The sequence below is a fragment of the Rheinheimera sp. NSM genome (assembly GCF_052380015.1).
In the GTDB taxonomy this organism is placed as follows: Bacteria; Pseudomonadota; Gammaproteobacteria; order Enterobacterales; family Alteromonadaceae; genus Alishewanella.
The window spans coordinates 1,036,725-1,059,172 of sequence record NZ_JBQTCI010000001.1; the positions used below are offsets into that span (position 1 = coordinate 1,036,725).

Sequence of the window (22,448 nt, forward strand, 5' to 3'; positions counted from 1 at the left end):
TTTCGCTGAGAGTTAACCCGGGCCGGATCCGGCCCGGAACCGGCAATAAACGGCAGCATTATACGCGAAAACAGCCGCTAAAAGCGAATGCTGCGCTATAGCGGTTTCAAATACGCCAGCAACACTACGGCCAATAAAATCAGTACCGGCATTTCATTAAAAATGCGGTAAAAGCGTGGACTGCGCCGGTTACGGTTGTGTTTAAAATCGGCCAACAGTTTAAAGCACCAGGCATGGTAAACGTACAGCAGCAGCACCAAAAGCAACTTGTAGTGCAGCCAACTGCTGGTTTTAAACCAGGCAGCGCCATAGCTGTAAATCAGCAACACACCAAACAGCAGCGTTAAAATGGCGAAGGGGGTAACGAAGTACAGCAGACGGCGCTCCATCACTTTAAACTCTGCATCGCAGTCGGGACTTGTCGTTGAAGCGTGATAGACAAATAGCCGCGGCAGATAAAAAATGCCGGCAAACCAGGCCACCATAAAAAACACATGTAAGGCTTTGTATACAAGAATGCTTGTCATAATAAGTTGTTCTGTTTGACCAATAAACTGCGTACCTGGTCCCAGCGGATAATACCTATCAGCTGCGACGGTTCTTCTTCACGGTAAATATATACCGCGCCTTCACGCTTATCTTCCAAAATAGCGAATACCTCTGCCATGGTGGCCTGATGGTTCAGCCCCTGCAGCGGCAAATATTGTACAGCGCTGGCACCGGTCATGGATAACTGCACATCGTAACTGGCCAACACATACTCATTGTTACCATCGGTTTGGCGTTGTACCAACAACTGTTGTGGCGGCTCCAGTTTATCCAGCGCCTGCAGCACCTGCTGCTCGTCCGGATTATCCAGCAATTGATACTGGTTATCCAGCAATGCCAGCACGCCTACTTTTTGCAACACATCATCGGCAGGGGACAGTTTGTACGGCATTTGCAGGAAGTCGAGCTGCAGCAGGAAAATCGATTTATTATTAAAAAACTGTACCCCGGTGATATAAGCCGTGGTGATCACCAGCATCGCCGGCACTATAATGCCCGGGTTATGCGCCAGCTCCATCACCGCAACTAATGCCGCCAGCGGGGCATGCATGGTAGCGGCCATTAAACCGGCCATACCCAATACGGCATAGGTGCCGGCTATGCTGTTATCGCCCATAATGGCTGACGGTATAATGGCCAATAAGGTTCCCAGCACTATGCCGATACCAAAGACCGGGCCTATTACGCCGCCCGGCACACCCAAACCCAGAGCGAATAGTGTCAGCAACATTTTACCGATAAAGATAGTCAGTAGCAGAGCCACGTCGTTCGGCGCATTCACCGCATAAAAGATAGCGCCGGTTTCCGCCCCCATCGCGTGTGGAATTAAGTAACCTACAGCTGCAGTCACCACTCCGGCCAGGCTTAAGCGCAGTAACAACGGCCAGTTTTTAAACAACCTGATTAAACGCATCATGTTCTTGTTAAACACAAAGGCGATAGCACCAAATACGATACCGCACAGCACCAGGTAGGGCAGATGCCAACCGCTGATGGCAACAATATTCAGCAAGGCTAACTCTTTGTCACTGCCAAATACGCTTTGCGTGACCAAAGCCCCAACCACAGAGGACAGCATAATAGGAATAAACACATGCACACGGTATTCCCGCAGTACCACCTCCATCACAAAGATAACCGCTGCCAGCGGCGTATTAAATGATGCAGAAATACCGGCGGCGATGCCGCAGCCGGCCAGAATGCGGATGCTGTTGTAGGGCAGTTTAAGGTACTTGCCCAGGGTGCTGGCGCCATAGGCCCCCAAATGCACAGAAGGGCCTTCACGGCCAACAGAGAAACCGCTGGCCAACGCCAGAATGCCGCCGAAAAACTGGTTAATGGTATTGCGGGTGGGCATCATGCCGTATTTCAGTTTGATGCGATGGATCACAAAAGGAATACCCAGCCGGTAATGTTTATAGCCGGTAATCCAGGCTATCAGGCCGATAAGCAAAGCGCCGCCCAGTGGTAACATCCAGCGGATATCGGCACTAACAGTGGAAAAATCGTCGCTGCGAACTAAGAAGATACTTTGGATACCGACAATGGCGAGGCGAAACAGAATAATCAAAATAGCGGCGGCAAGGCCACCCAGCATGCCCAGTATGCACAGCTGCAGTGAGGTTTGTGGCAGCGCCAAACGACGTTGCAAAGACGGAAGCCATTTCTGCCAGCGCTGCATAAGCCATAGTACCTGTGATAATTAACTAAGAGTTTAACATAAGTTGCTGACTATTCAGCTTAATTGTAATAAGTCATAACTATTAAGCGTCAAACACGGCTAATACTTGAATAAAACAGTCAGGTATTAGATAATTTGCGCCTTAGTTAAACCTGCGGAGTTATTATGTCAGAACCAGCTGTACCAATTGAATTTACTGAAGCCGCAGCAAAAAAAGTGGCGTTACTGGTGAGTGAAGAAGAAAACCCTGAGCTGAAACTGCGGGTTTATATCACCGGTGGCGGCTGTTCCGGTTTTCAGTATGGCTTCACCTTTGATGAAAAAGTTAATGAAGGTGACTTTGTAGTAGAAAAGCAAGGTGTGTCGATGGTAGTAGATCCCATGAGCCTGCAGTATCTGATGGGCGGCGTGGTAGATTACACCGAAGGCTTACAGGGTAGCCGCTTTATTGTGCAAAACCCGAATGCTACTACCACTTGTGGCTGCGGTTCATCATTTTCTGTTTAAATTCATGTGTTTTTTGTAAATATAAAAATACATGAAAGCCTTTACATCGCTGCGTATATCCTGCTGCTGTGCTCTGTTTAACGCTGAGTCAGCAGCATAATTCCCCACAAACTCAGTGCAATTGCCACATTAAAGCCAATGATATAAGCAAAGCCCTTACGGCCTTGTTTTAAACTCCAGCCATGCTGTTGTAAGTACCAATACCAGGCTGTACACATCACTAAGGGCACTAAGAACAGTAATTTAATCATTTTTCTCTCATCGGTTTGCTCGTCACTGCCGTAGTGGTACAGCGGACAGATTTTATCGCCGGGCCAGCCACTAAAATCAACTGTAAAGTCTGATTACAGATTTTAACGCTTGTAGCTGTACGCTCGTCGCATCCTGTGGTTTAATTAACCGTTTTTTATTGCTTATTGCGCTGGCAATAAGGTTTGGATTTTTTTGCAGGAAGTATTTATACATAATAAAAGCGTAACACGCTGGGAGAAGAAAAAAACATGAAAGGTACAAAAAGCGTAATTTCTGATGAAAATAAACGCCTGTGTGTTTGGCTGAAGCGTCAGCGCCAGGAAAAAGGGCATACCATGCGAAGTCTGTCAGAAATTTTAGGGACACCGCATTCATTTATCGGCAAAGTTGAAAACCAGGAGCGCCGGTTGGACGTGATTGAATACGTTCGCTATTGCCAGGCTCTGGGTGTAGACCCCACGGAAGGGTTAAAGCAGGTTTTGTCAGCCTGACTTATAACAGAACGCCGCTAATCAGCGGCGTTCTGTTTTATCGGCTTGTACTTTGCCAACACAATTATCAGCAGTAATGCTGGGATCCCCAGTAGAGCCGTCATAACAAAAAACGGCCCATAGCCCATTTGCTCTACCCAATGGCCGGAAAAGCCCCCGGTAAACTTAGGCAGTAACAGCATCAATGAGCTGAACATAGCGTACTGTGTTGCGGTAAAAGCCAGATTAACTAAGGAAGATAAATAAGCAATAAAGGCGCTGGTAGCGATACCGGCACTGAGATTATCGGCAGAAATAATTAAGGTTAACCAAGCCAGGTCATAGCCAATCTGACTTAACGCGGCAAACAGCAGATTTGTAACTGCGCTGAGTAAAGCACCGATAAACAGGATCCGTACCGTACCAAAGCGGTTGATTAACACACCACCCAAGGCCGCACCTATCAGTGTCATTATCACGCCATAAATTTTTGATACACTGGCCACTTCCTCCTTGCTGTAACCCATATCAACGTAAAATGCGTTGGCCATTACGCCCATCACGATATCCGTAAGACGATAACAAGCGATCAGTGCCAGAATAAGCAAAGCATGCCATTTATATCGACTGAAAAAATCGGTAAAAGGTGCCACTACTGCTTGCCGTAACCAAGCGGCAAAGCGTTGCAGCACTGAGCCCTGTGTTGCCCTGTGTTGTTGCAAATTACTTAAGGGTTCCTTGCTGAGTATGGTTGTTAAGATGCCCGGTAACATACACAGCGCCATTATCAGATATGCCCGTTGCCAGCCGGCCAAATCATAGCCATCCTTGCCTGAGAACAGAGCCGCTAACCAGAGTGTACCGGCAGAGGCTAATATCATCGCCAAACGATAACCGGTTAAATAGGCTGCAGCCAATGCTGCCTGCAGTTGCTCCGGTGCACTTTCAATGCGAAAGGCATCAACATTAATATCCTGGGTGGCGGAGGCAAAGGCTAACAGTACGGCAAAAGCCGCCATCAGTGCCAACTCACGCTGTGGGTCCATGCCGGCCATACACAGCACCGCCAGCATTACCGCCAATTGTGATGCAAGTAGCCAGCTGCGGCGTCGGCCAAGCTTGTGATGTAAAAAAGGGATTTGCAGATGATCCGCCAATGGCGACCATAACCATTTGATAGCATACGCCAGTGCGACCCAGCTGAAATAACCGATGTCGGCGCGTGACACGCCGGCTTCACGCAGCCAAAACGACAACACACCAAACACCAGCATAAGTGGCAAACCGCTGGAAAAACCGAGCACAAAAATAGCTAACACCCGGCGTTGGCAATAAATATTCAGGCTTTTCAGCCAGGCAAGGTAATGAGGCAAAGCGACACCCGAAAACAGCGGCAAGTTGCAGTAGCTTACCTGTCAGTGGGTTTGGGTCAAGTGTTTATGGCCGCACGCCAACACAGTTCGGTGGCACTACGCCGTGGCCTTTAAGGTAACAGATGCAATCCTGGATATTTCTGCGTAGCAGCTTATCTTCGCGTAAGGTGCTGTCCGGCCAAAACTCCAGCTGATGAATTAAATGCCAGAACACGCGTTCGCGGGGACTGTACGGCAGTTGCAGTCCGCTGCTCAGCTGTGCCCATTCTTCCAGCGTGTCCCAAACAAACAAATGCAGCTCACTGTGTGGTAAGCGGCCACGGAAATAACGGGAGATGTAAAAAACCAACTGCTGTGATTTTTGTTCAATAAATTTGTCTGCCATAACCTGACTTAACAGCACCTTTGAGTTAACACTGTTAGGCCAAGTATAGCGGGTTTTATTGCTCTGGCAGCAGCAGTACAGTTTTTATCAGCACTTGTTCTACCGGCACATTAGGCCAGCCTAACTCAACCGAAGTATCTGTTTGAATTGCGCGAATTTTTTCAATAACCTCTTCGCCGGCGCTAATATGGCCGAACACGGTATAACCCCAACGCCGGCCCGGATCCAGACTGGGGTTATCCTGCAAATTAAAATAAAACTGGCTGGTAGCACTGTGCGGATCGTTTAAGCGTGCCATGGCAATAGTGCCAAACTGGTTTTTCAGGCCATTACCGGATTCATTAAACACCGGTTTTAATTCTTCAATCGGTTTATAGTTGGCATCATAACCGCCACCTTGCAGCACAAACTCCGGTTCCAGACGGTGAAACACGGTATTGTTATAGCGTTTGTGTTTTACGTAGCTGAGAAAGTTATTCACGCTAAGCGGGGCTCGGCTGCGGTCCAGCTCAACCTCAATGTCGCCGTGCGAGGTAACAATACGCACTTTAGGAAACAGATTGTTCGGTTGTAAAAATTGCCCCGCGTGCGCCGCAGTAAGGTTCAGCAGTAAGATTAAGCCGTACAGATAATAACGCATTTTACCCCCGCAAAGCCTGGTGCCAGCTGTTGTCCTGTAACAGCTGGGTGATCACTTGCTCGGTTAGCACGCGTAGTTCACGCTCAACGGCGGCAATATCCATCTTAAACGGTGCTGTAAAGCTGCTGTCACCGGAATAGGTTTTGCTGAAACTACCTTGCGGGTGCAGCACCTGAACGGTCAAAGCAACCTGGTTTGTTACCGCATGTTCCAGGGTGCGTTGGTTAACCAGGGCTTGTAACTGAGCAATCTTGACTGTCACCTGCACGTCGCTACCGGCATCCAGATTAGCACCTTGCTCCTGCAAAGCTTGCGCTAAGCTTTGCTGTAGTTGGCCGGTGAGGTTGTTACTGGTGGCAATTTGCTCAACCTTGCCACCGTTTTGAATACGCAAGGTGTAGGGTATACCGCGCTCGTCACTGACCGTAAAGGCAAAACGGCTTTGTTGTAATTGGTTGGACTGCGGCACAAACACCTGCGGTGCCAAAATAAAGCCCGGCCTCGTGCTGCTGCAGCCGGCCAAAAATACCAGTGCCAGCATAGCTAAATAGCGCATGATTAACTCCTTTTGATAGCTTCTAAAATAACAAATTTAGGATCAGCAGCCAGTTGACGGCAATTGCCGAATAAGCGTTGTAAGCTGTCGGCATAACCAAGGTGACGGTTAGCCACAATACGCAAGTGGCCGCCTTGCTTTAATACCCGTTTGGCGTCGCTGAACATCTGGCTGGCAATATGTCCGGTAACGGCGTGCTGCTGATGAAACGGCGGGTTACACAACACATAATCAGCACTTTTATCAGCTTGTTGGCTCAGGCAATCATCAACAACAAAGCGGCACTGTGCCAGTTTATCCGGTAAATTTTCGCTGATGGTTTGTCTGGCCGATTCAACCGCCATATAAGATTCATCGCAAAACAGCATAGTTATGGCGGTGTCTTTGCTTAGCAGGGGTAAACCCAGTACGCCATTGCCACAGCCTAGATCAATCACGGTTTGCTCTGCGCTCAGCGTTGGCAAATGCTGCAGAAAAAAACGCGCACCCTGGTCCAGTTTTTCCCGTGAAAACACGTTAGCGTGGTTTACTACGCTATAACTGCTCTGCTCCAGCGGCCAGCGTAGCGGGAAACTGCTCTTTGCCTGTTGCTGCACTGCGCCATTGTAGCTGCAACTTATCAGCCGGCATTTTTTAACTGCTAATGACGCGCTGGCCGGTCCTAAGGTTTGTTCAAACAACGCTAACACATTGCGGTTAATGTCTTTAGCTTTGGCACTGGCCAGAATAATACTGTCTGTTGTTACAACGCCGGCCAGTTGCTGCAAAATATACTGCAGATAGCTGTGATTATTCGGTAGTTTCAGCAGTACAATGTCGGGTGCCTGCGGATAAGGTGCCAAACTGGATTGCTGCTGCAGTGTGGTTAAATCCAGACCATTTTGCCGGCGGTTATAAACCGTGCCTTGTTGTGCCAGCAGTGAATCGTTAACCTGCACCTGGGCATACTGCGCCAAAGCACAGGATAATGCACCAAAGCTGTCATTGATTATCAGTAGTTTAGGTTCACGTTTATGCTGCCGGCTAAACTGTGTGGCGGCTTCCTGCGTATGCTGAAGCAACAATTCGTCAGCGGCATCCCAGGCTTGCAAACTGCTGTTGGGTTGATTAAGCGGCCAGCGGTATAATTGCAAACTGCCATGAGCGTAAGTAAAAGTGGTATTCATAGTGGCACGGATAGTGAAATAAGATGAGCATTTTGACACGACACTGGCATAGCGACAACCGGCAAAGCAAGGCACAGCAGTTCAGTTTGCCGGATGCAACGGTAATGTTGTGGCCGGACTGGCTTGGCCGGCAACAAAGCTGTGATTTACAGCGGCAATTGCAGCAACAACTGAATTGGTCACAAGACAGCATTATGATGTTTGGCAAAGCGGTTACTATTCCGCGGCTTCAGGTATGGATGGGCGATGCACATTGCAGCTACCGTTATTCCGGTACTACCTTTGTGCCGCAGCCGTGGCAGCCAGAGGTACAGCTGTTAGCACAACAGCTCAGCGCCTTTTTGCAGCTACCGTTGAATTGCGTGTTGCTTAACTGGTACCAAAACGGTGCTCAGCATATGGGCTGGCATGCCGACAACGAGCCGGAGCTGGGGCCGGATCCATATATTGCATCGCTGAGTTTGGGCGCAACCCGGCGCTTTGAGCTGAAACACCGCCACCAGGCCTGGCAGCTGGCACTGGATTTAACCCCGGGTAGCCTGCTGGTAATGGCGGACGGTTGCCAGCAGCACTGGCTGCATAGGTTGCCCAAGCAAAGTCGGGTAACGGACAGCCGGGTAAATTTGACGTTTCGTTATATTAAGAGTGCGGGTTAGACAAAATTATTTTTTGTAAGCCGGCCAGCCCGTTAGCCGGTGTTATTTTTCTTGACACGAAAAGCCGCTGGCAACTTTATTGGCGACAACTAGAGTTAATTGAAGGAATAAAAAAGGATAAAGGCTATGTTGATTCATACCGCTATTGAACAGAAGTTACTTAGTGCATTTGATCCTGTGTTCCTTGATGTGGTAAACGAAAGCCATCTGCACAATGTGCCGCAAGGTTCAGAGTCGCATTTTAAGGTGGTGATTGTTACACCGCAATTTGATGGCATGCGCTTATTACAGCGTCATCGCGCCGTTAATGCTGTGGTGGCAGAGGAGCTGGCAGAGAAAATTCATGCCCTGGCGTTACACACTTATACTCCGTCAGAGTGGTATGAGTACTATGCCGAAAAGCCACCGGCGTCACCACGCTGCTATGGTGGCAGCAAAACCGACAAAACTGAAAAAGCGTCCGTGTGACGCTTTTTTTCTGTGTGCTGCTATTAAATAAACAAAAACGGCTGATCAGACCTGTTTTCTGCGGTAAAGTTTTACACTAGCGTCAATTTTGTCGAGACAACAGCAGGAGCTGTCATGGTTATTCAACCGAAAATTCGTGGTTTTATCTGTACTAACGCTCATCCTGTCGGCTGTGCCGAACATGTAAAAGAACAAATTGACTATGTCAAAAACGCCGGCCCGGTGGCTAATGGTCCGAAGAATGTGCTGGTCATTGGTGCTTCTACCGGTTATGGCCTGGCGTCGCGTATTACTGCCGCCTTTGGCTCCGGCGCGAAAACCCTGGGTATTTTCTTTGAAAAGGAACCCACAGAGAGCAAAACGGCATCAGCCGGCTGGTATAACACTGCGGCGTTTGAGCAAGCTGCCAATGCTGCCGGTTTGTGGAACAAACATATTAACGGTGACGCCTTTACTGATGAGTTAAAAGCACAAGCCATTGATATTATCCGCAGCGAAATGGGTAAAATTGATTTAGTAGTATACAGCTTGGCAGCACCGCGGCGTAAAGACCCGGTAAGCGGTGAAATATTCAGCTCAGTACTGAAACCTATCGGCCAGTCTTATACCGCCAGAACACTGAATACCAGCAAGCGGGAAATTGAAGAAGTATCAGTAGAACCGGCTAATGATGATGAAATTCATCAAACTGTAAAAGTGATGGGTGGCGAAGACTGGGAGCGTTGGTTAGGTCAGTTAAATGCAGCCGGCGTGTTGGCCGATAACTGCCAAACCGTGGCATACACTTATATTGGTAAAGAGTTAACCTGGCCTATCTACGGCAAAGCCACTATCGGTAAAGCCAAAGAAGACCTTGACCGCGCTGCTGCTGCTATTACCGCGCAACTGGCTGATAAAAAAGGTAAAGCTTATGTAGCGTCGTTAAAAGCGCTGGTAACTCAGGCCAGTTCTGCCATTCCTATTATGCCGTTGTATATCTCTTTGTTATATCGCGTAATGAAAGAAGAAGGTACGCATGAGGGCTGTATTGAACAGATTAATGGCTTGTTCCGCCAGGGGCTGTACAGTGATGCGCCTGTTATGGATGACGCCGGCCGTTTACGTATGGACGGGAAAGAACTTAGTGCTCATATCCAGCAAGCAGTAAAAGAGCTGTGGGGCCAGGTCACCACCGATACCATTGATACCTTAACCGACTACAAAGGTTATCATAACGAGTTTTTACGCTTGTTTGGTTTTGGCTATGCCCATGTAGACTATGATGCTGACGTTTCGCCTTTGGTACCTTTGGCCAATATCGCGCCTTAAAATTGCAAAGCCGCCATCTGGCGGCTTTTGTTTAGGCGGTATTCGCAAATTAGCTAAAGTTGACTAAAATTTGCAGCTATATGCCAATTGTGTCGCTTAGTTAGCCGGTAAGCTAAAGTGCAGTATTCATCGGCTGGTTTGCCGGAAAATTTGTTCAATAGCATAGATAGGCGGCTGTATTAATGCTAGAATCCGCGACTTTAATACGTGTATCCGGTGTAAAAATAAACAGGCATTGTTCTGATAATAACCACCTGATGCGCTGCGCGCTGCGTAGCTGAAAAACCAGGCCCTGTTTCTTCCCAAAATAGTAGTGCAAGTACGTATGATAAAACTCAAAAAAGGCTTGGACATTCCCCTCGCGGGCAGTCCTAAACAAGAGATCAGTGCGGGCAATACCATTAACACTGTCGCTGTATTAGGCGAAGAGTTTATTGGTATGCGTCCGACTATGTCAGTTGAAGTTGGCGATACGGTAAAAAAAGGCCAGGTGCTTTTCGAAGACAAGAAAACCCCGGGCGTTAAATTTACTGCACCACTGGCCGGAACTGTAAAAGAAATTAACCGCGGCGCCAAGCGGGTATTGCAATCTGTAGTGATTGAAGCTGCAGGTAGCGATGCGGTGCAGTTTGGCAAATATTCTGCCGAACAGCTGGCCGGTTTAAGCCGTGAGCAAGTGACGCAGAATTTGGTTGATTCCGGTTTATGGGTGGCTCTGCGCACCCGTCCGTACAGTCAGACGCCTGCTATTGACAGCACGCCACGTGCTATTTTCGTCAATGCCATGGACACTAACCCATTAGCAGCAGACCCTGCGGTAGTGATTGCTGCTGACAGCGACGCCTTTATTCAGGGCTTAACAGTATTAGCGACGTTAACCGACGGTAAACTGTACCTGAGCAAAAAAGCCGGTGTAGCTGTGCCTGCTATCAGCAAAGCGGAAGTGGCTGAGTTTGACGGCCCGCACCCGGCTGGTCTGGTGGGTACCCATATTCACCTGCTGGATCCTGTCAGCGCGAAGAAGGTGGTATGGCATATCGGTTACCAGGACGTTATTGCTATCGGTAAGCTGTTCACCACAGGTGAATTGCACAGCGAGCGTGTCGTAGCGCTGGCTGGCCCGGCAGTGAAAAACCCACGTTTAGTGAAAACGGTATTGGGTGCCTCTACCAGCGAGCTGACAGCAGGTGAACTGAGTGACGGTAAAAACCGTATCATTTCAGGCTCAGTGTTATCCGGTTCTACAGCGCATGGCGTACATGGTTATATCGGCCGTTTCCACACTCAGGTGTCGGTGCTGGCTGAAGGCTACGATAAAGAATTCCTCGGCTGGATTGCGCCTGGCGCAACGAAGTTCTCAGTAACCCGTGCGTACTTATCGCATCTGAGCCCGAAACGACTGTTTAACATGACCACCACCACCAACGGCTCTGCCCGTGCCATGGTACCTATCGGCAACTACGAGCGCGTAATGCCTTTGGATATTCTGCCCACGCTGCTGTTGCGTGACATAGTATCCGGTGATACCGACGGTGCTGTATCGCTGGGGTGTCTGGAGTTAGATGAAGAAGATCTGGCGCTGTGTACCTTTGTCTGCCCGGGCAAGTACGACTATGGCACCATTTTGCGTAACTGCCTGACGATCATTCAGAAGGAAGGCTAATTATGAGTTTAAAGCATTTTTTAGAGCGCATTGAGCCGTCCTTTGAAAAGGGTGGCAAATATGAGAAGTGGTATGCGCTGTATGAAGCTGTTGCCACTGTACTTTATACCCCCGGTCTTGTAACTAAAAATGGTACTCACGTACGTGACAGTATCGATTTAAAACGCATCATGATCTTTGTCTGGCTGGCATTATTCCCGGCTTTATTCTTCGGTATGTACAATATTGGTCATCAGGCGGTTGTTGCGCTGCAGGCCGGTTTTGGTACGCCTGATACCTGGCAGGTGGCTATTTATCAACTGTTCGGTGGTGAGCTGACGGCAGAATCCGGCTGGGGCAGTAAAATGTGGTATGGCGCCGTCTGGTTCCTGCCTATTTATGCTGTGACCTTTATCGTTGGTGGCTTCTGGGAAGTGTTGTTTGCTTCTGTGCGTAAGCACGAAGTGAACGAAGGCTTCTTTGTCAGCTCAATTCTGTTTGCGTTAATTCTGCCGGCCACTATTCCGCTGTGGCAGGTCGCCTTAGGTATTACTTTCGGTGTGGTAATTGCTAAAGAAGTGTTTGGTGGTACCGGCCGTAATTTCCTGAACCCGGCGCTGGCTGGCCGTGCTTTCCTGTTTTTTGCATATCCGGCGCAAATTTCCGGTGATGCGGTATGGACAGTTGCAGATGGTTATTCCGGCGCAACCTGGTTAAGTAAAGCCGCCTCCGGCGAGCTGGACTACAGCTGGGCGGCCAGTTCGCAGCAATGGCTGGACGCATTCTATGGCTTTATTCCCGGTTCAGTAGGTGAAACCTCTGTACTGGCACTGCTAATTGGCGGTCTGGCCTTGATTTATTTCCGTATTGCATCCTGGCGCATCGTGTTAGGTGTCATGGTGGGTATGGTGTTGTCGGCTTATCTGTTCAACGCTATAGGCTCAGAGTCTAACAGCATGTTTGCTATGCCGTGGCATTGGCACCTTGTGCTGGGCGGTTTTGCTATTGGTATGTTCTTTATGGCAACCGATCCGGTATCTGCGTCTTTTACCGACAGTGGTAAATGGGCATACGGTATTCTGATTGGCTTTATGGTGGTGATGATCCGTGTCGTTAACCCAGCATACCCTGAAGGTATGATGTTAGCCATACTGTTTGCGAACCTGTTCGCACCATTATTCGATTTCTTCGTGGCTCAGGCCAATATCAAGCGGAGGCTGGCACGTAATGTCTAGTAATAACGATAGCATCAGCAAAACGCTGATAGTAGTCATCTCTTTATGTTTAGTCTGTGCAGTTATTGTGTCTACTGCAGCCGTGCAATTGCGGCCGCAGCAAACAGCGAACAAGCTGCTGGACTCGCAGAAGAACGTACTGGCGGTAACCGGCTTATTGTCCGGTAGCGATATTCAGCAGTTGTACAGCAAGCATATTGAAGAGCGCTTTGTTGACCTGGATACCGGCAGCTTTGTAGAGAAGCCGGCGAACTATGATTACCGCAAGTTTATGAAAGATCCGGAGCAAAGCGTACGTTTGTCCGGCGAAGAAGATCTTGCCTCGATTAAAAGCCGCGCCAATATTGCACCGGTATACCTGGCCTACGACAATGGCATAGAGTCCGGTGAGCTGTCGGCAATAGTGCTGCCGATCCACGGCTATGGTTTATGGTCAACCATGCATGCGTTTCTGGCGCTGGGTGCTGATGGTACTACCATTAAAGGTCTGAATTACTATGAGCAGGGCGAAACAGCCGGCTTAGGTGGTGAAGTGCAGAATCCGAAATGGGTAGCGCAATTTGAGGGTAAAAAGTTACTGGACCAATCCGGCGCGCCGGCTATTAAAGTGGTTAAACCCGGCAATGCCGATGCTGACTCTGCTTTTGAAGTAGATGGCCTGTCTGGTGCTACGTTAACCAGCAACGGTGTACAGTACACTTTCGATTTCTGGGCTGGTGCTAAGGGTTTTGCCCCATTCCTGGCTAAAGTTCGCGACGGAGCATTAAACAATGGCTAATGCAAAAGAAATTAAAACGGTTCTGTTTGGCCCGGTATTTGCCAACAACCCTATCGCGTTGCAGGTACTGGGTATCTGTTCTGCGTTGGCGGTAACCACCAAGATGGATAAAGCCCTGGTTATGTGTATTGCACTAACTTTGGTTACAGCTTTTTCTAACTTTTTTATCTCGTTAATTCGTAATCACATTCCATCCAGTGTGCGTATTATCGTGCAAATGACCATTATTGCTTCTTTGGTAATAGTGGTGGATCAATTGCTGAAAGCTTTTGCCTATGACGTGGCCAAGGAGCTGTCAGTGTTTGTTGGTCTGATTATTACCAACTGTATCGTAATGGGCCGTGCTGAAGCCTTTGCAATGAAAAGCGCGCCCGGCATCAGTTTCCTTGATGGTATCGGTAACGGTTTAGGTTACAGCGTGGTGTTATTGACGGTGGCCTTTATTCGTGAATTAGGCGGCTCAGGTACCTTGTTTGGTATTGAAATTATGCCACTGGTGAAAGATGGCGGCTGGTACCAGCCAATGGGCTTGCTGTTAATGCCACCAAGCGCCTTTATCATTATTGCCGGCCTGATTTGGTTACTGCGTACTTTCCGTACTGAACAGATCGAGAAGGCATAAGGAGCTGTAGATGGAACATTATATAAGCTTATTTGTTCGCGCCGTATTTATTGAAAATCTGGCGCTGACCTTCTTCCTCGGTATGTGTACTTTTATTGCCGTATCGAAAAAAATCACCACTGCTTTTGGCTTGGGTGTTGCCGTTATTGTGGTACTGGGTATTTCGGTTCCGGTAAATAACCTGGTGTACCAAAATCTGCTGGCGCCGGGCGCCTTATCATGGGCCGGTTTCCCTGATGCGGATTTAAGCTTCCTGGGGTTTTTAACCTATATCGGTGTTATCGCTGCTCTGGTGCAGATCCTGGAAATGACGTTAGATAAATTTTTCCCGGCACTGTACAACGCACTGGGGATCTTCCTGCCGTTAATCACGGTAAACTGCGCGATTTTCGGTGCGGTAGCCTTTATGGTTGAACGTGATTATACCTTCAGTGAGAGCGTGGTATTCGGTTTGGGCAGCGGTGTAGGCTGGGCCCTGGCGATTACCTTGCTGGCCGGTATTCGTGAGAAGTTGAAGTACGCAGATATTCCACATGGTTTACGTGGTCTGGGTATTACCTTCTTAATGGTTGGTTTAATGGGGTTAGGCTTTATGTCTTTCTCCGGTGTTTCACTGTAAGGGGTAAAGGCACAGAAGATGGAAAATTTAGACATATTTCTTGGCGTTGGCATGTTTACCCTGGTGGTTCTGGCATTAGTGGTAATTATTCTGGCAGCTAAGTCCAAGCTGGTGGCCTCTGGTGACATTACCATCAGTATCAATGGTGATCCGGACAAGGCGATTAAAACCAAAGCCGGTGGCAAACTGCTGGGAGCTTTGGCAGACAAAGGTATTTTCTTATCGTCAGCTTGTGGCGGTGGCGGTTCTTGTGGTCAGTGCAGGGTGCACGTGAAATCGGGTGGTGGTGAGATACTGCCAACTGAGCTGGGTCACATTACTAAAGGTGAAGCACGCGAAGGTTGCCGTTTATCTTGTCAGGTTAACGTTAAATCTGACATGGAAATTGAAGTTGAAGAAGAAATCTTCGGTATCAAAAAATGGGACTGTACCGTTATCTCTAATGATAACAAAGCCACCTTTATCAAAGAGTTAAAACTGCAGATCCCGGATGGCGAATCTGTGCCGTTCCGTGCCGGTGGTTATATTCAGATTGAGGCTCCGGCACACCATGTTAAGTACAAGGATTTTGATATCCCTGAACAGTTCCGTGGTGACTGGGAGCGCTTTAAATTCTTCAGCCTGGAGTCAAAAGTAGACGAGGAAACTATCCGCGCTTACTCAATGGCGAATTATCCGTCGGAAGAAGGCATTATTATGCTGAACGTGCGTATCGCTACGCCGCCGCCAAATAACCTGACGCTGCCTTGCGGTAAGATGTCTTCGTTTATCTGGAGCCTGAAAGAAGGCGATAAAGTGACTATTTCCGGCCCCTTTGGTGAGTTCTTTGCCAAAGAAACCGAAGCCGAAATGGTGTTTATCGGTGGTGGTGCCGGTATGGCGCCAATGCGGTCGCACATTTTCGACCAACTGCGTCGGTTAAAATCGAAGCGTAAAATTACCTTCTGGTACGGTGCCCGCTCTAAGCGCGAAATGTTCTACGTTGAAGATTTCGACATGCTGGCAGCAGAGAACGATAACTTTGAGTGGCATGTTGCGTTGTCTGATCCGCAACCGGAAGATAATTGGACAGGTTACACCGGTTTTATTCATAACGTCATTTATGAAAATTACCTGAAAAACCACAAAGCACCGGAAGACTGCGAATTCTATATGTGCGGTCCGCCGATGATGAACAAAGCCGTTATCAATATGCTCAAAGATCTGGGTGTAGAAGATGACAACATTCTGTTAGACGACTTCGGCGGCTAACAGTTAAAGTAAACCGGCAGGGGCACCGTAACAGGTTGCCCCTTCTGCTATCAGGAACTCTTATGTCTGGTGTTTCTTTGCTGAAAAACTGGCTGGCTCTTATCGGGCTGGCCATTTTAGTTTCTTGCAGCCCTGCCAAACCGGTAACTGAGCAGTATCAGTTAAACGGCAATACTATGGGCACTTACTATGTGGTCAAATTTTACAGCGACACAGCGGTAGACAGTACGCAGTTACAGCAACAAATTGATGCTGAGCTGGAGCTGGTTAACGATTTAATGTCGACCTACCGGCCAGAGTCGGAACTGATGCGGTTTAATCGTCACGCGGATGGCAGTGCATTCCCGCTGTCAAGTCAAACGCGCACTGTGGTTGCCGAAGCATTGCGCATCGCACAGCAGACACAAGGTGTGTTGGATGTTACCGTAGGGCCGTTGGTTGAACTGTGGGGCTTTGGCGCGCGTGGCCGCATAGAGCATGCCCCTGATGATGCGTTAATTGAACAAACCCGTGCAGTGGTAGGCTATAACAAGCTAACATTGAATACAGAGGGTTTAAGCAAAACAGAGCCGGTGTTGGCAGTAGACTTATCAACGATTGCCAAAGGTTTTGGCGTCGATCAGGTTGCTGCGCTGCTGGAGCAAAACGGTATCGACAATTATCTGGTTGAGATAGGCGGTGAAATGCGGTTGAAGGGCAATAAACCTGAGCAACAGCCGTGGAAAATTGCGATTGAAAAACCGGTCACTACCGAGCGTGCGGTGCAGCGTATTTTGGTGCCCGGCAATATGGGTGTGGCCACCTCGGGAGATTACCGCAACTATTTTGAAGAAGACGGTATACGTTACTCGCATCTACTTGACCCCCGCAGCGGCAAGCCGATTAGCAACCGTACCGTGTCCGTAACAGTGTTGCACCCGTCGTGCATGACAGCAGATGGCTATGCTACCGCACTGAACGTGATGAACGAGAAGGAAGCGCTGGCATTTGCCGAGCAACATGGTATTGCTGCGTTGCTGGTGGTGAAAACGGACGATGGCTATACTGAGCTGACATCGTCTGCTTTTAAACCTTACTTAACCGAATAACGGAGTTTGTATGACGGTTTTCTTGTTTACCTTCGGTTTGTTTTTACTGGTGGTTGTGGCTATGGCTGTCGGTTATCTGGTGCAACGTAAAACTATCGCCGGCAGCTGCGGTGGCTTAGGCGAAATTGGTATTGAAAAGGCCTGCGATTGCGATAAGCCTTGTGAAAAACGACAGAAACGGCTGGATAAAGAGAAGTTCTGGCAGCAGAATAAAATTATCTGACCGTTATATCTTAAGCAGAATAATTAAAGCCGGCCTGATGCCGGCTTTTCTACTTTAACAGGAGCACCAGACCTTGCTGGACAGATTGTTTGCGCTACAGTCACGTGGCACCACAGTAAAACGCGAAGTGGTTGCCGGCTTTACTACCTTCATGGCGATGTCCTATGTGTTGTTTGTTAACCCGGCCATGCTGGCACAGACCGGGATGGACCAGGGCGCAGTATTTGTCGCCACCTGCCTGGCGGCGGCGTTAGGTTGTCTGTTGATGGGGCTACTGGCTAATTTACCGGTGGCGCTGGCGCCCGGCATGGGGCTGAACGCGTTCTTCACTTACGTTATCGTGCTGGAGCAGGGCCATAGCTGGCAAACAGCGCTGGCTTGTGTGTTTTTCTCCGGTTGCTTATTTTTGCTGTTGAGTATTTTTAGAATTCGCGAATGGATTATCAACAGCATACCGCTGCCGTTGAAGATGGGCATAGCCGCAGGTATCGGTATGTTTCTGGCGCTTATTGCTCTTAAAACCGCCAATATTATTGTGGCCAGCCCGGCTACGCTGGTAACGCTGGGCGATTTACACAGCCCGCAAGTGTTACTGGCGCTGGCCGGCTTTTTTATTATTTTTGCTTTGGTGCACCGCGGTTGGCACAGTGCGGTGTTAATCAGTATTTTGTTGGTAACCGCATTAGCCTGGTGGCTTGGTGATAGCCAATTTAACGGCGTGGTAGCAATGCCGCCGGCTATTACACCCACCTTTATGCAACTGGACTTTGCTGCCGCGTTAAAGCTCAGCATGTTACCGGTTATTCTAAGCCTGCTGTTTCTGGACCTGTTTGACACCTCCGGCACCCTGGTGGCTGTGACACACAAAGCCGGATTAATGCAGAAAAACGGTACAGTGCCGGATCTGAGTAAAGCGCTGATCGCAGACAGCAGTGCCACTATCGCCGGTGCTATGCTGGGCACATCCACAACCACCAGCTACGTAGAAAGTACCAGTGGTGTGGCAGCAGGCGGTCGCACCGGGTTAATGGCCGTAGTCACCGGCTTATTGTTTCTGGCCGCGCTGTGGTTTTCACCGCTGGCCGCCATGGTGCCATCTTATGCCAGCGCCGGCGCTTTGCTGTATGTTGCTACGCTAATGCTTGCCAGCCTGAAGCATGTTGAGTGGGACGAGGTGATCCAGGCGGTACCGGTGTGCGTTGTGTTGATTATGATGCCGTTGACGTTTTCGATTTCAGACGGTATTGGTATGGGGTTTATCAGCTACGCTGTGCTATGTTTGCTAACAGGTAAGCTGCAACACACTACTGTCAGCGTCTGGATATTGGCGCTGGTATTTCTGGCCAAATTTATCTGGGGATAATCACCAATGAAACTGAGCTTAGCCACTATGCTGGCATTGTTGCTGGCAGCTGCGCCGTTACAGGCAGACCGCTTTAAAGATGTGCAGGTAGAGGAAACTAAACTGGCAGACAACCTGTATATGCTGTCCGGTGCCGGAGGCAATATGGCCAGCTTAATAGCTGGCGATAAAGTACTGTTGGTTGATGCGCAGTATGCCGAAATGGCAGACAAAATTAAGGCAAAGTTAAAGCAGTTAAGCAACAATACTGCGCTAACTACCCTGGTGAATACGCATTTACACGGCGATCATGTTGGCGGCAACAGTGCGCTGGCAGCAGATATCGATATTATTGCCCACAACAAGGTGCTAAGCCGCTTGTTGCAGGATGCAAAATTTCCGCGTAATGGCTTACCAAAAACCACCTTCAGTGACCAACTTAGCTTACATTTAAATGGTCAAACTGTAAGGCTGAACTATATGCCGCCAAGCCATACCGATGGTGATATTGTGGTTTGGTTTGAACAGGCCAATGCAGTGCATTTCGGCGATTTACTGTTTGAAGGTCGCTTTCCGTTTATTGATGTCAGTAATGGTGGCTCGGTTAAAGGCTATATCGACAATACCCGCACACTTATTGGCATGTTGAACGAGCAGACTCAAGTGATCCCGGGCCATGGCCAACTGACGGACAAAGCCGGTGTGCAGCGTTCACTGGAGATGATGGAAGCAACCCTGGCCATAGTGCAGGGCTATAAAGCCGCTGGTATGACGGAGCAACAGGCGGTAGAGCAAGGCCTGGGTGAGCAATGGCAAAGTTGGCACTGGAATTTTATCACTGAAGAGCGCTGGATTAAGACGCTGTATCATGCCGATATAAACTAGTTCTTGTCGCCTGCGCGGATGCTGGTTATGCTGTAGTAATGAAAAATATACAGAGCCGGCAAGGCTTTACTGCGGAGTCAGGTCAAGGATGAGGTTACGCGAAACTCTGGTGGCCTATATGCTGCCATTGCTGGTGCTGCCGGTAATGGCATTTGGCTATCTGGCCTACGAATTCAGCAAACAGCATTTGCAAAAAAAAGCCTATTATGAGGTGGAACAAGCCTTATATCAGCAACAATTACAGTTAACGACATTCTTGCAACAGCAACAAACCCGGCTGGCGATGCTGGCCCAAAGCCCGCTGTTGCAACAACATATTCAGCAGCCGCAACCGGACGTGCTTAGCGCACTGCAGCAACAATTCAGCCGCTTTATGCAGGCAGACAGCAGCATCCGCAGCCTAAAGCTGCTTACCCTGAACGGCGACTACGAAACGCAACTACCACCGGTTGCCGATTATTCCGGCGTGCCGAACCGCTTTCGCAATGAATATTTTTCCTCATTACAGGCTCAGGTGGATGAAGCGGGCTATTTCCTTGCTGAAGACACTGCCAGCAGCACCTTACAGTTGTTTTTTGCCCATAAGTTGTATTCCAGTTCGGTCACCGAGTCGCGCCGGCTATGGGGTTACCTGGTGGTTATGGTAAACCCGGATTTATTTGCTCAGGTAGTCAGTTACCGTCACACCCCCAACAGTGTCACTTTATTGATCAGCAAGGCAGCCACGGTTACGTACGCCGATAATATGGCCTTGATTGGCAGTGCTTTTGCACCGACTAATTTTCGTGCCATTCAGCAAAGTATCGATGCCGACAGCTTCTCAACAGAATTGTTATTAGGGCAAAGCCGCTTGTTGCTGGGAAAAAGCCTGCCCGGCGCCTACCAGTTACTGTATGGTATTGATAAATCGGAATTATTACGTCAACAACGGCTGCTGTCTCTGGTATTGGTGTTGCTAACGTTATTGGTGTGCCTGATTTTGCCTTTGCTGGTGTATTGGTTGTTGATCCGCAACGTCTTTGAGCCGATTAAACAACTAACCGCGGCTAAAACGGCGGTGGGGCGGGGTGACTTGTCTACCTTGCTGGAAGTGAAAAAGCAGGATGAACTGGGTGATATGTTTGCCGCCTTCAATGTTATGGTGCGTCAACTGCGGGTGTACCGAGAGCGGGAGCGGGCTTATAAGCAGCAATTGGAAGACAAGGTGCTGCGCCGCACCCAGGACTTAGCCCGGGCTAATGACGATTTAGCTGCCGCAAACCAGGAGTTGATCCTGGCGCGGGAAGCGGCAGAGCAGGCGAACCGCTTAAAAAGCGTGTTCCTTGCCAATATGAGTCATGAGATCCGCACGCCGTTAACCGCGATTATCGGCTTTTCTGAGCAGGCACAAAGTGAGCATGACAATGAGAAACTGCAAAACTACTTACAGCGGGTGCTGAAAAGCGGCGATCATTTATTGGGTCTAATCAATGACATTCTCGACCTGTCTAAAATAGAAGCAGAAAAGCTGGAGCTTAATTACGAAGCTTTTAACTGTCTGGCGTTAATTGACGACGTGTTTCAGTTAACCCGCAGCCAGGCTGAAGCCAAGGGCCTGCAATGTACTTTAGAGCTGCAATTCCCACTGCCGCTGCAACTATACAATGATGCATTGCGTTTTCGCCAGGTGCTGCTGAACTTAACCAGCAACTCGGTAAAGTTTACTAAAAAGGGCAAGATAGTGATCAGCGTAGCCTATGAGGTGCTGCGCCAGCAATTGACTATTAAAGTAAAAGACAGTGGTATAGGGATGACACCGGAAGAACTCAGCCGGATTTTTCAGCCTTTTGTGCAGGCCGATGCCACTGTCACCCGGCATTTTGGCGGTACCGGGCTGGGGCTTTGTATTTCAAAAAAATTGATGCAACAGATGGACGGCGACATCCAGGTAGAAAGTGTAAAGGGCATCGGCAGTTGTTTTGAACTGCATTTTAACTGCGCCGCGCAGCAACCTGAGTTAATTGACAGCTTCAGTAAAGAGCCCGGCCAGGCATGCTCCGATACCGCTGAAACGCCGGCGCAGCAACTACATATTTTAGTGGCCGAGGACAACCCGGATAACCAACTGCTGTTGAAGTTAATGCTGGCCAAAGCCAACGCCAGCTGTGTGTTGGTTGATAATGGCCATAAAGCCGTTGAGCGTGCCCTGGCAGAAGACTTTGACCTGATTTTTATGGATATGCAAATGCCGCTGATGGGCGGAGAAGAAGCCACACGTTTAATTCGCCACGCCGGTATTGAGACGCCGGTTATCGCGGTTACCGCTAATGTGATGACGGAAGACCTGGAGCGTTATAAAAGCGCCGGCTGCCAAAGTTTGCTGCCAAAACCGGTAATGCAGAGCGATTTACTTAATATCTTAAGCAAATATGGCGCTAAGACATCTTTAACGGCGGTTGAATTATTAGAGCAGCAGTTAGCGCAAGATCCGCAAATGCAGGCACTGAAGCAACAATTCAGTGCCCAGTTGCCGGCTCTGTGCAGCGATTTGCAAGGTTATTATGATGCCGTGCAATGGCGCGAGCTGGCGTTTGCTGCACATAGTTTAAAGGGTAGTGCCGGTAGCATGGGCTATCCTGAACTGACCACTCTGGCCGGTGAATTGGAACGTTGTGCTAATAATGAACAAACCGCTACTTGTGCTGAGCTGTTGCTGAAAATACAGACTATAGTGCAGCACAGTGTTGACGCCTCAGCGCGCGTTGAATGATTA

The 22,448-nt window shown here is 48.9% G+C and carries 24 protein-coding genes; 16 read left to right on the plus strand and 8 right to left on the minus strand.

The genetic code is table 11. The annotated features are described in order from the left end of the window. Window positions 1–95: 95 nt before the first annotated feature. Together ACTZWV_RS04570 and ACTZWV_RS04575 are read right to left on the minus strand one after the other, a co-directional pair. On the minus strand, window positions 96–527 hold the full coding sequence (locus ACTZWV_RS04570) for a CopD family protein (protein ID WP_444785401.1): 432 nt from the start codon (window positions 525–527) through the stop codon (window positions 96–98). Next, window positions 524–2,230, minus strand: a complete 1,707-nt coding sequence (locus tag ACTZWV_RS04575; protein WP_444785402.1) for a chloride channel protein — start codon at window positions 2,228–2,230, stop codon at window positions 524–526. Before ACTZWV_RS04575 ends, ACTZWV_RS04570 begins: the two co-directional genes overlap by 4 nt. A 165-nt stretch (window positions 2,231–2,395) precedes the next feature. Here ACTZWV_RS04575 and erpA point away from each other — a divergent pair, with 165 nt between their 5' ends. Continuing rightward, window positions 2,396–2,737, plus strand: coding sequence for an iron-sulfur cluster insertion protein ErpA (gene erpA, locus ACTZWV_RS04580; protein WP_444785403.1), 342 nt, complete (start codon window positions 2,396–2,398; stop codon window positions 2,735–2,737). Between the two features lie 77 nt (window positions 2,738–2,814). On the opposite strand, the gene ACTZWV_RS04585 is transcribed toward erpA, so the two are convergent. Then, window positions 2,815–2,988, minus strand: coding sequence for a hypothetical protein (locus ACTZWV_RS04585; RefSeq protein ID WP_444785404.1), 174 nt, complete (start codon window positions 2,986–2,988; stop codon window positions 2,815–2,817). 249 nt (window positions 2,989–3,237) lie between these two features. Here ACTZWV_RS04585 and ACTZWV_RS04590 point away from each other — a divergent pair, with 249 nt between their 5' ends. Further along, on the plus strand, window positions 3,238–3,480 hold the full coding sequence (locus tag ACTZWV_RS04590) for a helix-turn-helix domain-containing protein (protein ID WP_444785405.1): 243 nt from the start codon (window positions 3,238–3,240) through the stop codon (window positions 3,478–3,480). 17 nt (window positions 3,481–3,497) lie between these two features. On the opposite strand, the gene ACTZWV_RS04595 is transcribed toward ACTZWV_RS04590, so the two are convergent. The 5 genes from ACTZWV_RS04595 to ACTZWV_RS04615 form a co-directional block, all read right to left on the minus strand. After that, window positions 3,498–4,832, minus strand: coding sequence for an AmpG family muropeptide MFS transporter (locus ACTZWV_RS04595; RefSeq protein WP_444785406.1), 1,335 nt, complete (start codon window positions 4,830–4,832; stop codon window positions 3,498–3,500). Between the two features lie 64 nt (window positions 4,833–4,896). After that, window positions 4,897–5,217, minus strand: coding sequence for a hypothetical protein (locus ACTZWV_RS04600; protein WP_444785407.1), 321 nt, complete (start codon window positions 5,215–5,217; stop codon window positions 4,897–4,899). Between the two features lie 55 nt (window positions 5,218–5,272). Continuing rightward, on the minus strand, window positions 5,273–5,857 hold the full coding sequence (locus ACTZWV_RS04605) for a peptidylprolyl isomerase (RefSeq protein WP_444785408.1): 585 nt from the start codon (window positions 5,855–5,857) through the stop codon (window positions 5,273–5,275). A gap of 1 nt (window position 5,858) precedes the next feature. Then, window positions 5,859–6,413, minus strand: a complete 555-nt coding sequence (locus ACTZWV_RS04610) for a YajG family lipoprotein (RefSeq protein WP_444785409.1) — start codon at window positions 6,411–6,413, stop codon at window positions 5,859–5,861. 2 nt (window positions 6,414–6,415) lie between these two features. After that, window positions 6,416–7,579, minus strand: coding sequence for a methyltransferase (locus tag ACTZWV_RS04615; protein ID WP_444785410.1), 1,164 nt, complete (start codon window positions 7,577–7,579; stop codon window positions 6,416–6,418). Window positions 7,580–7,602: 23 nt separating this feature from the next. Between ACTZWV_RS04615 and ACTZWV_RS04620 the strand changes: the two genes are divergently transcribed. The 14 genes from ACTZWV_RS04620 (at window position 7,603) to ACTZWV_RS04685 (ending at window position 22,445) form a co-directional block, all read left to right on the plus strand. Further along, a complete protein-coding gene (locus ACTZWV_RS04620; protein ID WP_444785411.1) occupies window positions 7,603–8,235 on the plus strand; it encodes an alpha-ketoglutarate-dependent dioxygenase AlkB family protein in 633 nt (210 codons plus the stop codon). Between the two features lie 126 nt (window positions 8,236–8,361). Beyond that, entirely contained in the window at window positions 8,362–8,703 is a 342-nt protein-coding gene (locus ACTZWV_RS04625; protein WP_444785412.1) for a BolA family protein, read from the plus strand. A gap of 114 nt (window positions 8,704–8,817) precedes the next feature. Beyond that, window positions 8,818–10,011 carry an enoyl-ACP reductase FabV gene (gene fabV / locus ACTZWV_RS04630; RefSeq protein WP_444785413.1) on the plus strand — a complete coding sequence of 398 codons (1,194 nt, stop codon included), beginning with the start codon at window positions 8,818–8,820 and terminating at the stop codon, window positions 10,009–10,011. 325 nt (window positions 10,012–10,336) lie between these two features. Next, on the plus strand, window positions 10,337–11,674 hold the full coding sequence (locus tag ACTZWV_RS04635) for a Na(+)-translocating NADH-quinone reductase subunit A (RefSeq protein ID WP_444785414.1): 1,338 nt from the start codon (window positions 10,337–10,339) through the stop codon (window positions 11,672–11,674). 2 nt (window positions 11,675–11,676) lie between these two features. Beyond that, a complete protein-coding gene (locus tag ACTZWV_RS04640) occupies window positions 11,677–12,888 on the plus strand; it encodes an NADH:ubiquinone reductase (Na(+)-transporting) subunit B (RefSeq protein WP_444785415.1) in 1,212 nt (403 codons plus the stop codon). Next, window positions 12,881–13,666 carry a Na(+)-translocating NADH-quinone reductase subunit C gene (locus ACTZWV_RS04645; protein ID WP_444785416.1) on the plus strand — a complete coding sequence of 262 codons (786 nt, stop codon included), beginning with the start codon at window positions 12,881–12,883 and terminating at the stop codon, window positions 13,664–13,666. The genes ACTZWV_RS04640 and ACTZWV_RS04645 overlap by 8 nt, the downstream gene beginning before the upstream one ends. Next, window positions 13,659–14,288, plus strand: coding sequence for an NADH:ubiquinone reductase (Na(+)-transporting) subunit D (locus ACTZWV_RS04650; protein ID WP_444785417.1), 630 nt, complete (start codon window positions 13,659–13,661; stop codon window positions 14,286–14,288). Before ACTZWV_RS04645 ends, ACTZWV_RS04650 begins: the two co-directional genes overlap by 8 nt. Before the next feature lie 10 nt (window positions 14,289–14,298). Beyond that, on the plus strand, window positions 14,299–14,907 hold the full coding sequence (gene nqrE / locus ACTZWV_RS04655; RefSeq protein ID WP_444785418.1) for an NADH:ubiquinone reductase (Na(+)-transporting) subunit E: 609 nt from the start codon (window positions 14,299–14,301) through the stop codon (window positions 14,905–14,907). 18 nt (window positions 14,908–14,925) lie between these two features. Further along, a complete protein-coding gene (nqrF, locus tag ACTZWV_RS04660) occupies window positions 14,926–16,158 on the plus strand; it encodes an NADH:ubiquinone reductase (Na(+)-transporting) subunit F (RefSeq protein WP_444785419.1) in 1,233 nt (410 codons plus the stop codon). Between the two features lie 62 nt (window positions 16,159–16,220). Next, window positions 16,221–17,246 carry an FAD:protein FMN transferase gene (locus ACTZWV_RS04665; protein ID WP_444785420.1) on the plus strand — a complete coding sequence of 342 codons (1,026 nt, stop codon included), beginning with the start codon at window positions 16,221–16,223 and terminating at the stop codon, window positions 17,244–17,246. 10 nt (window positions 17,247–17,256) lie between these two features. Continuing rightward, entirely contained in the window at window positions 17,257–17,469 is a 213-nt protein-coding gene (gene nqrM / locus ACTZWV_RS04670; protein WP_173499249.1) for a (Na+)-NQR maturation NqrM, read from the plus strand. A 73-nt stretch (window positions 17,470–17,542) separates the two neighbouring features. Continuing rightward, window positions 17,543–18,832, plus strand: coding sequence for an NCS2 family permease (locus ACTZWV_RS04675; protein ID WP_444785421.1), 1,290 nt, complete (start codon window positions 17,543–17,545; stop codon window positions 18,830–18,832). Between the two features lie 6 nt (window positions 18,833–18,838). Continuing rightward, the gene (locus tag ACTZWV_RS04680; protein WP_444785422.1) at window positions 18,839–19,696 is read left to right on the plus strand and encodes an MBL fold metallo-hydrolase; all 858 of its coding nucleotides are present in this window, start codon (window positions 18,839–18,841) and stop codon (window positions 19,694–19,696) included. Window positions 19,697–19,784: 88 nt separating this feature from the next. After that, the gene (locus ACTZWV_RS04685; protein ID WP_444785423.1) at window positions 19,785–22,445 is read left to right on the plus strand and encodes an ATP-binding protein; all 2,661 of its coding nucleotides are present in this window, start codon (window positions 19,785–19,787) and stop codon (window positions 22,443–22,445) included. Window positions 22,446–22,448: the final 3 nt, after the last annotated feature.

Bases quoted from the DNA above. Each gene is read 5' to 3' on its own strand.
- ACTZWV_RS04665 (WP_444785420.1), top strand. From the start codon at position 16,221: ATGTCTGGTGTTTCTTTGCTGAAAAACTGGCTGGCTCTTATCGGGCTG.
- ACTZWV_RS04610 (WP_444785409.1), bottom strand. From the start codon at position 6,413: ATGCGCTATTTAGCTATGCTGGCACTGGTATTTTTGGCCGGCTGCAGC.
- ACTZWV_RS04600 (WP_444785407.1), bottom strand. From the start codon at position 5,217: ATGGCAGACAAATTTATTGAACAAAAATCACAGCAGTTGGTTTTTTAC.
- ACTZWV_RS04680 (WP_444785422.1), top strand. From the start codon at position 18,839: ATGAAACTGAGCTTAGCCACTATGCTGGCATTGTTGCTGGCAGCTGCG.
- nqrE (WP_444785418.1), top strand. From the start codon at position 14,299: ATGGAACATTATATAAGCTTATTTGTTCGCGCCGTATTTATTGAAAAT.
- ACTZWV_RS04640 (WP_444785415.1), top strand. From the start codon at position 11,677: ATGAGTTTAAAGCATTTTTTAGAGCGCATTGAGCCGTCCTTTGAAAAG.
- ACTZWV_RS04605 (WP_444785408.1), bottom strand. From the start codon at position 5,857: ATGCGTTATTATCTGTACGGCTTAATCTTACTGCTGAACCTTACTGCG.
- nqrF (WP_444785419.1), top strand. From the start codon at position 14,926: ATGGAAAATTTAGACATATTTCTTGGCGTTGGCATGTTTACCCTGGTG.
- ACTZWV_RS04575 (WP_444785402.1), bottom strand. From the start codon at position 2,230: ATGCAGCGCTGGCAGAAATGGCTTCCGTCTTTGCAACGTCGTTTGGCG.
- fabV (WP_444785413.1), top strand. From the start codon at position 8,818: ATGGTTATTCAACCGAAAATTCGTGGTTTTATCTGTACTAACGCTCAT.
- ACTZWV_RS04585 (WP_444785404.1), bottom strand. From the start codon at position 2,988: ATGATTAAATTACTGTTCTTAGTGCCCTTAGTGATGTGTACAGCCTGG.
- ACTZWV_RS04570 (WP_444785401.1), bottom strand. From the start codon at position 527: ATGACAAGCATTCTTGTATACAAAGCCTTACATGTGTTTTTTATGGTG.
- ACTZWV_RS04590 (WP_444785405.1), top strand. From the start codon at position 3,238: ATGAAAGGTACAAAAAGCGTAATTTCTGATGAAAATAAACGCCTGTGT.
- ACTZWV_RS04620 (WP_444785411.1), top strand. From the start codon at position 7,603: ATGAGCATTTTGACACGACACTGGCATAGCGACAACCGGCAAAGCAAG.
- ACTZWV_RS04635 (WP_444785414.1), top strand. From the start codon at position 10,337: ATGATAAAACTCAAAAAAGGCTTGGACATTCCCCTCGCGGGCAGTCCT.
- ACTZWV_RS04685 (WP_444785423.1), top strand. From the start codon at position 19,785: ATGAGGTTACGCGAAACTCTGGTGGCCTATATGCTGCCATTGCTGGTG.
- ACTZWV_RS04645 (WP_444785416.1), top strand. From the start codon at position 12,881: ATGTCTAGTAATAACGATAGCATCAGCAAAACGCTGATAGTAGTCATC.
- ACTZWV_RS04625 (WP_444785412.1), top strand. From the start codon at position 8,362: ATGTTGATTCATACCGCTATTGAACAGAAGTTACTTAGTGCATTTGAT.
- nqrM (WP_173499249.1), top strand. From the start codon at position 17,257: ATGACGGTTTTCTTGTTTACCTTCGGTTTGTTTTTACTGGTGGTTGTG.
- ACTZWV_RS04650 (WP_444785417.1), top strand. From the start codon at position 13,659: ATGGCTAATGCAAAAGAAATTAAAACGGTTCTGTTTGGCCCGGTATTT.
- ACTZWV_RS04615 (WP_444785410.1), bottom strand. From the start codon at position 7,579: ATGAATACCACTTTTACTTACGCTCATGGCAGTTTGCAATTATACCGC.
- erpA (WP_444785403.1), top strand. From the start codon at position 2,396: ATGTCAGAACCAGCTGTACCAATTGAATTTACTGAAGCCGCAGCAAAA.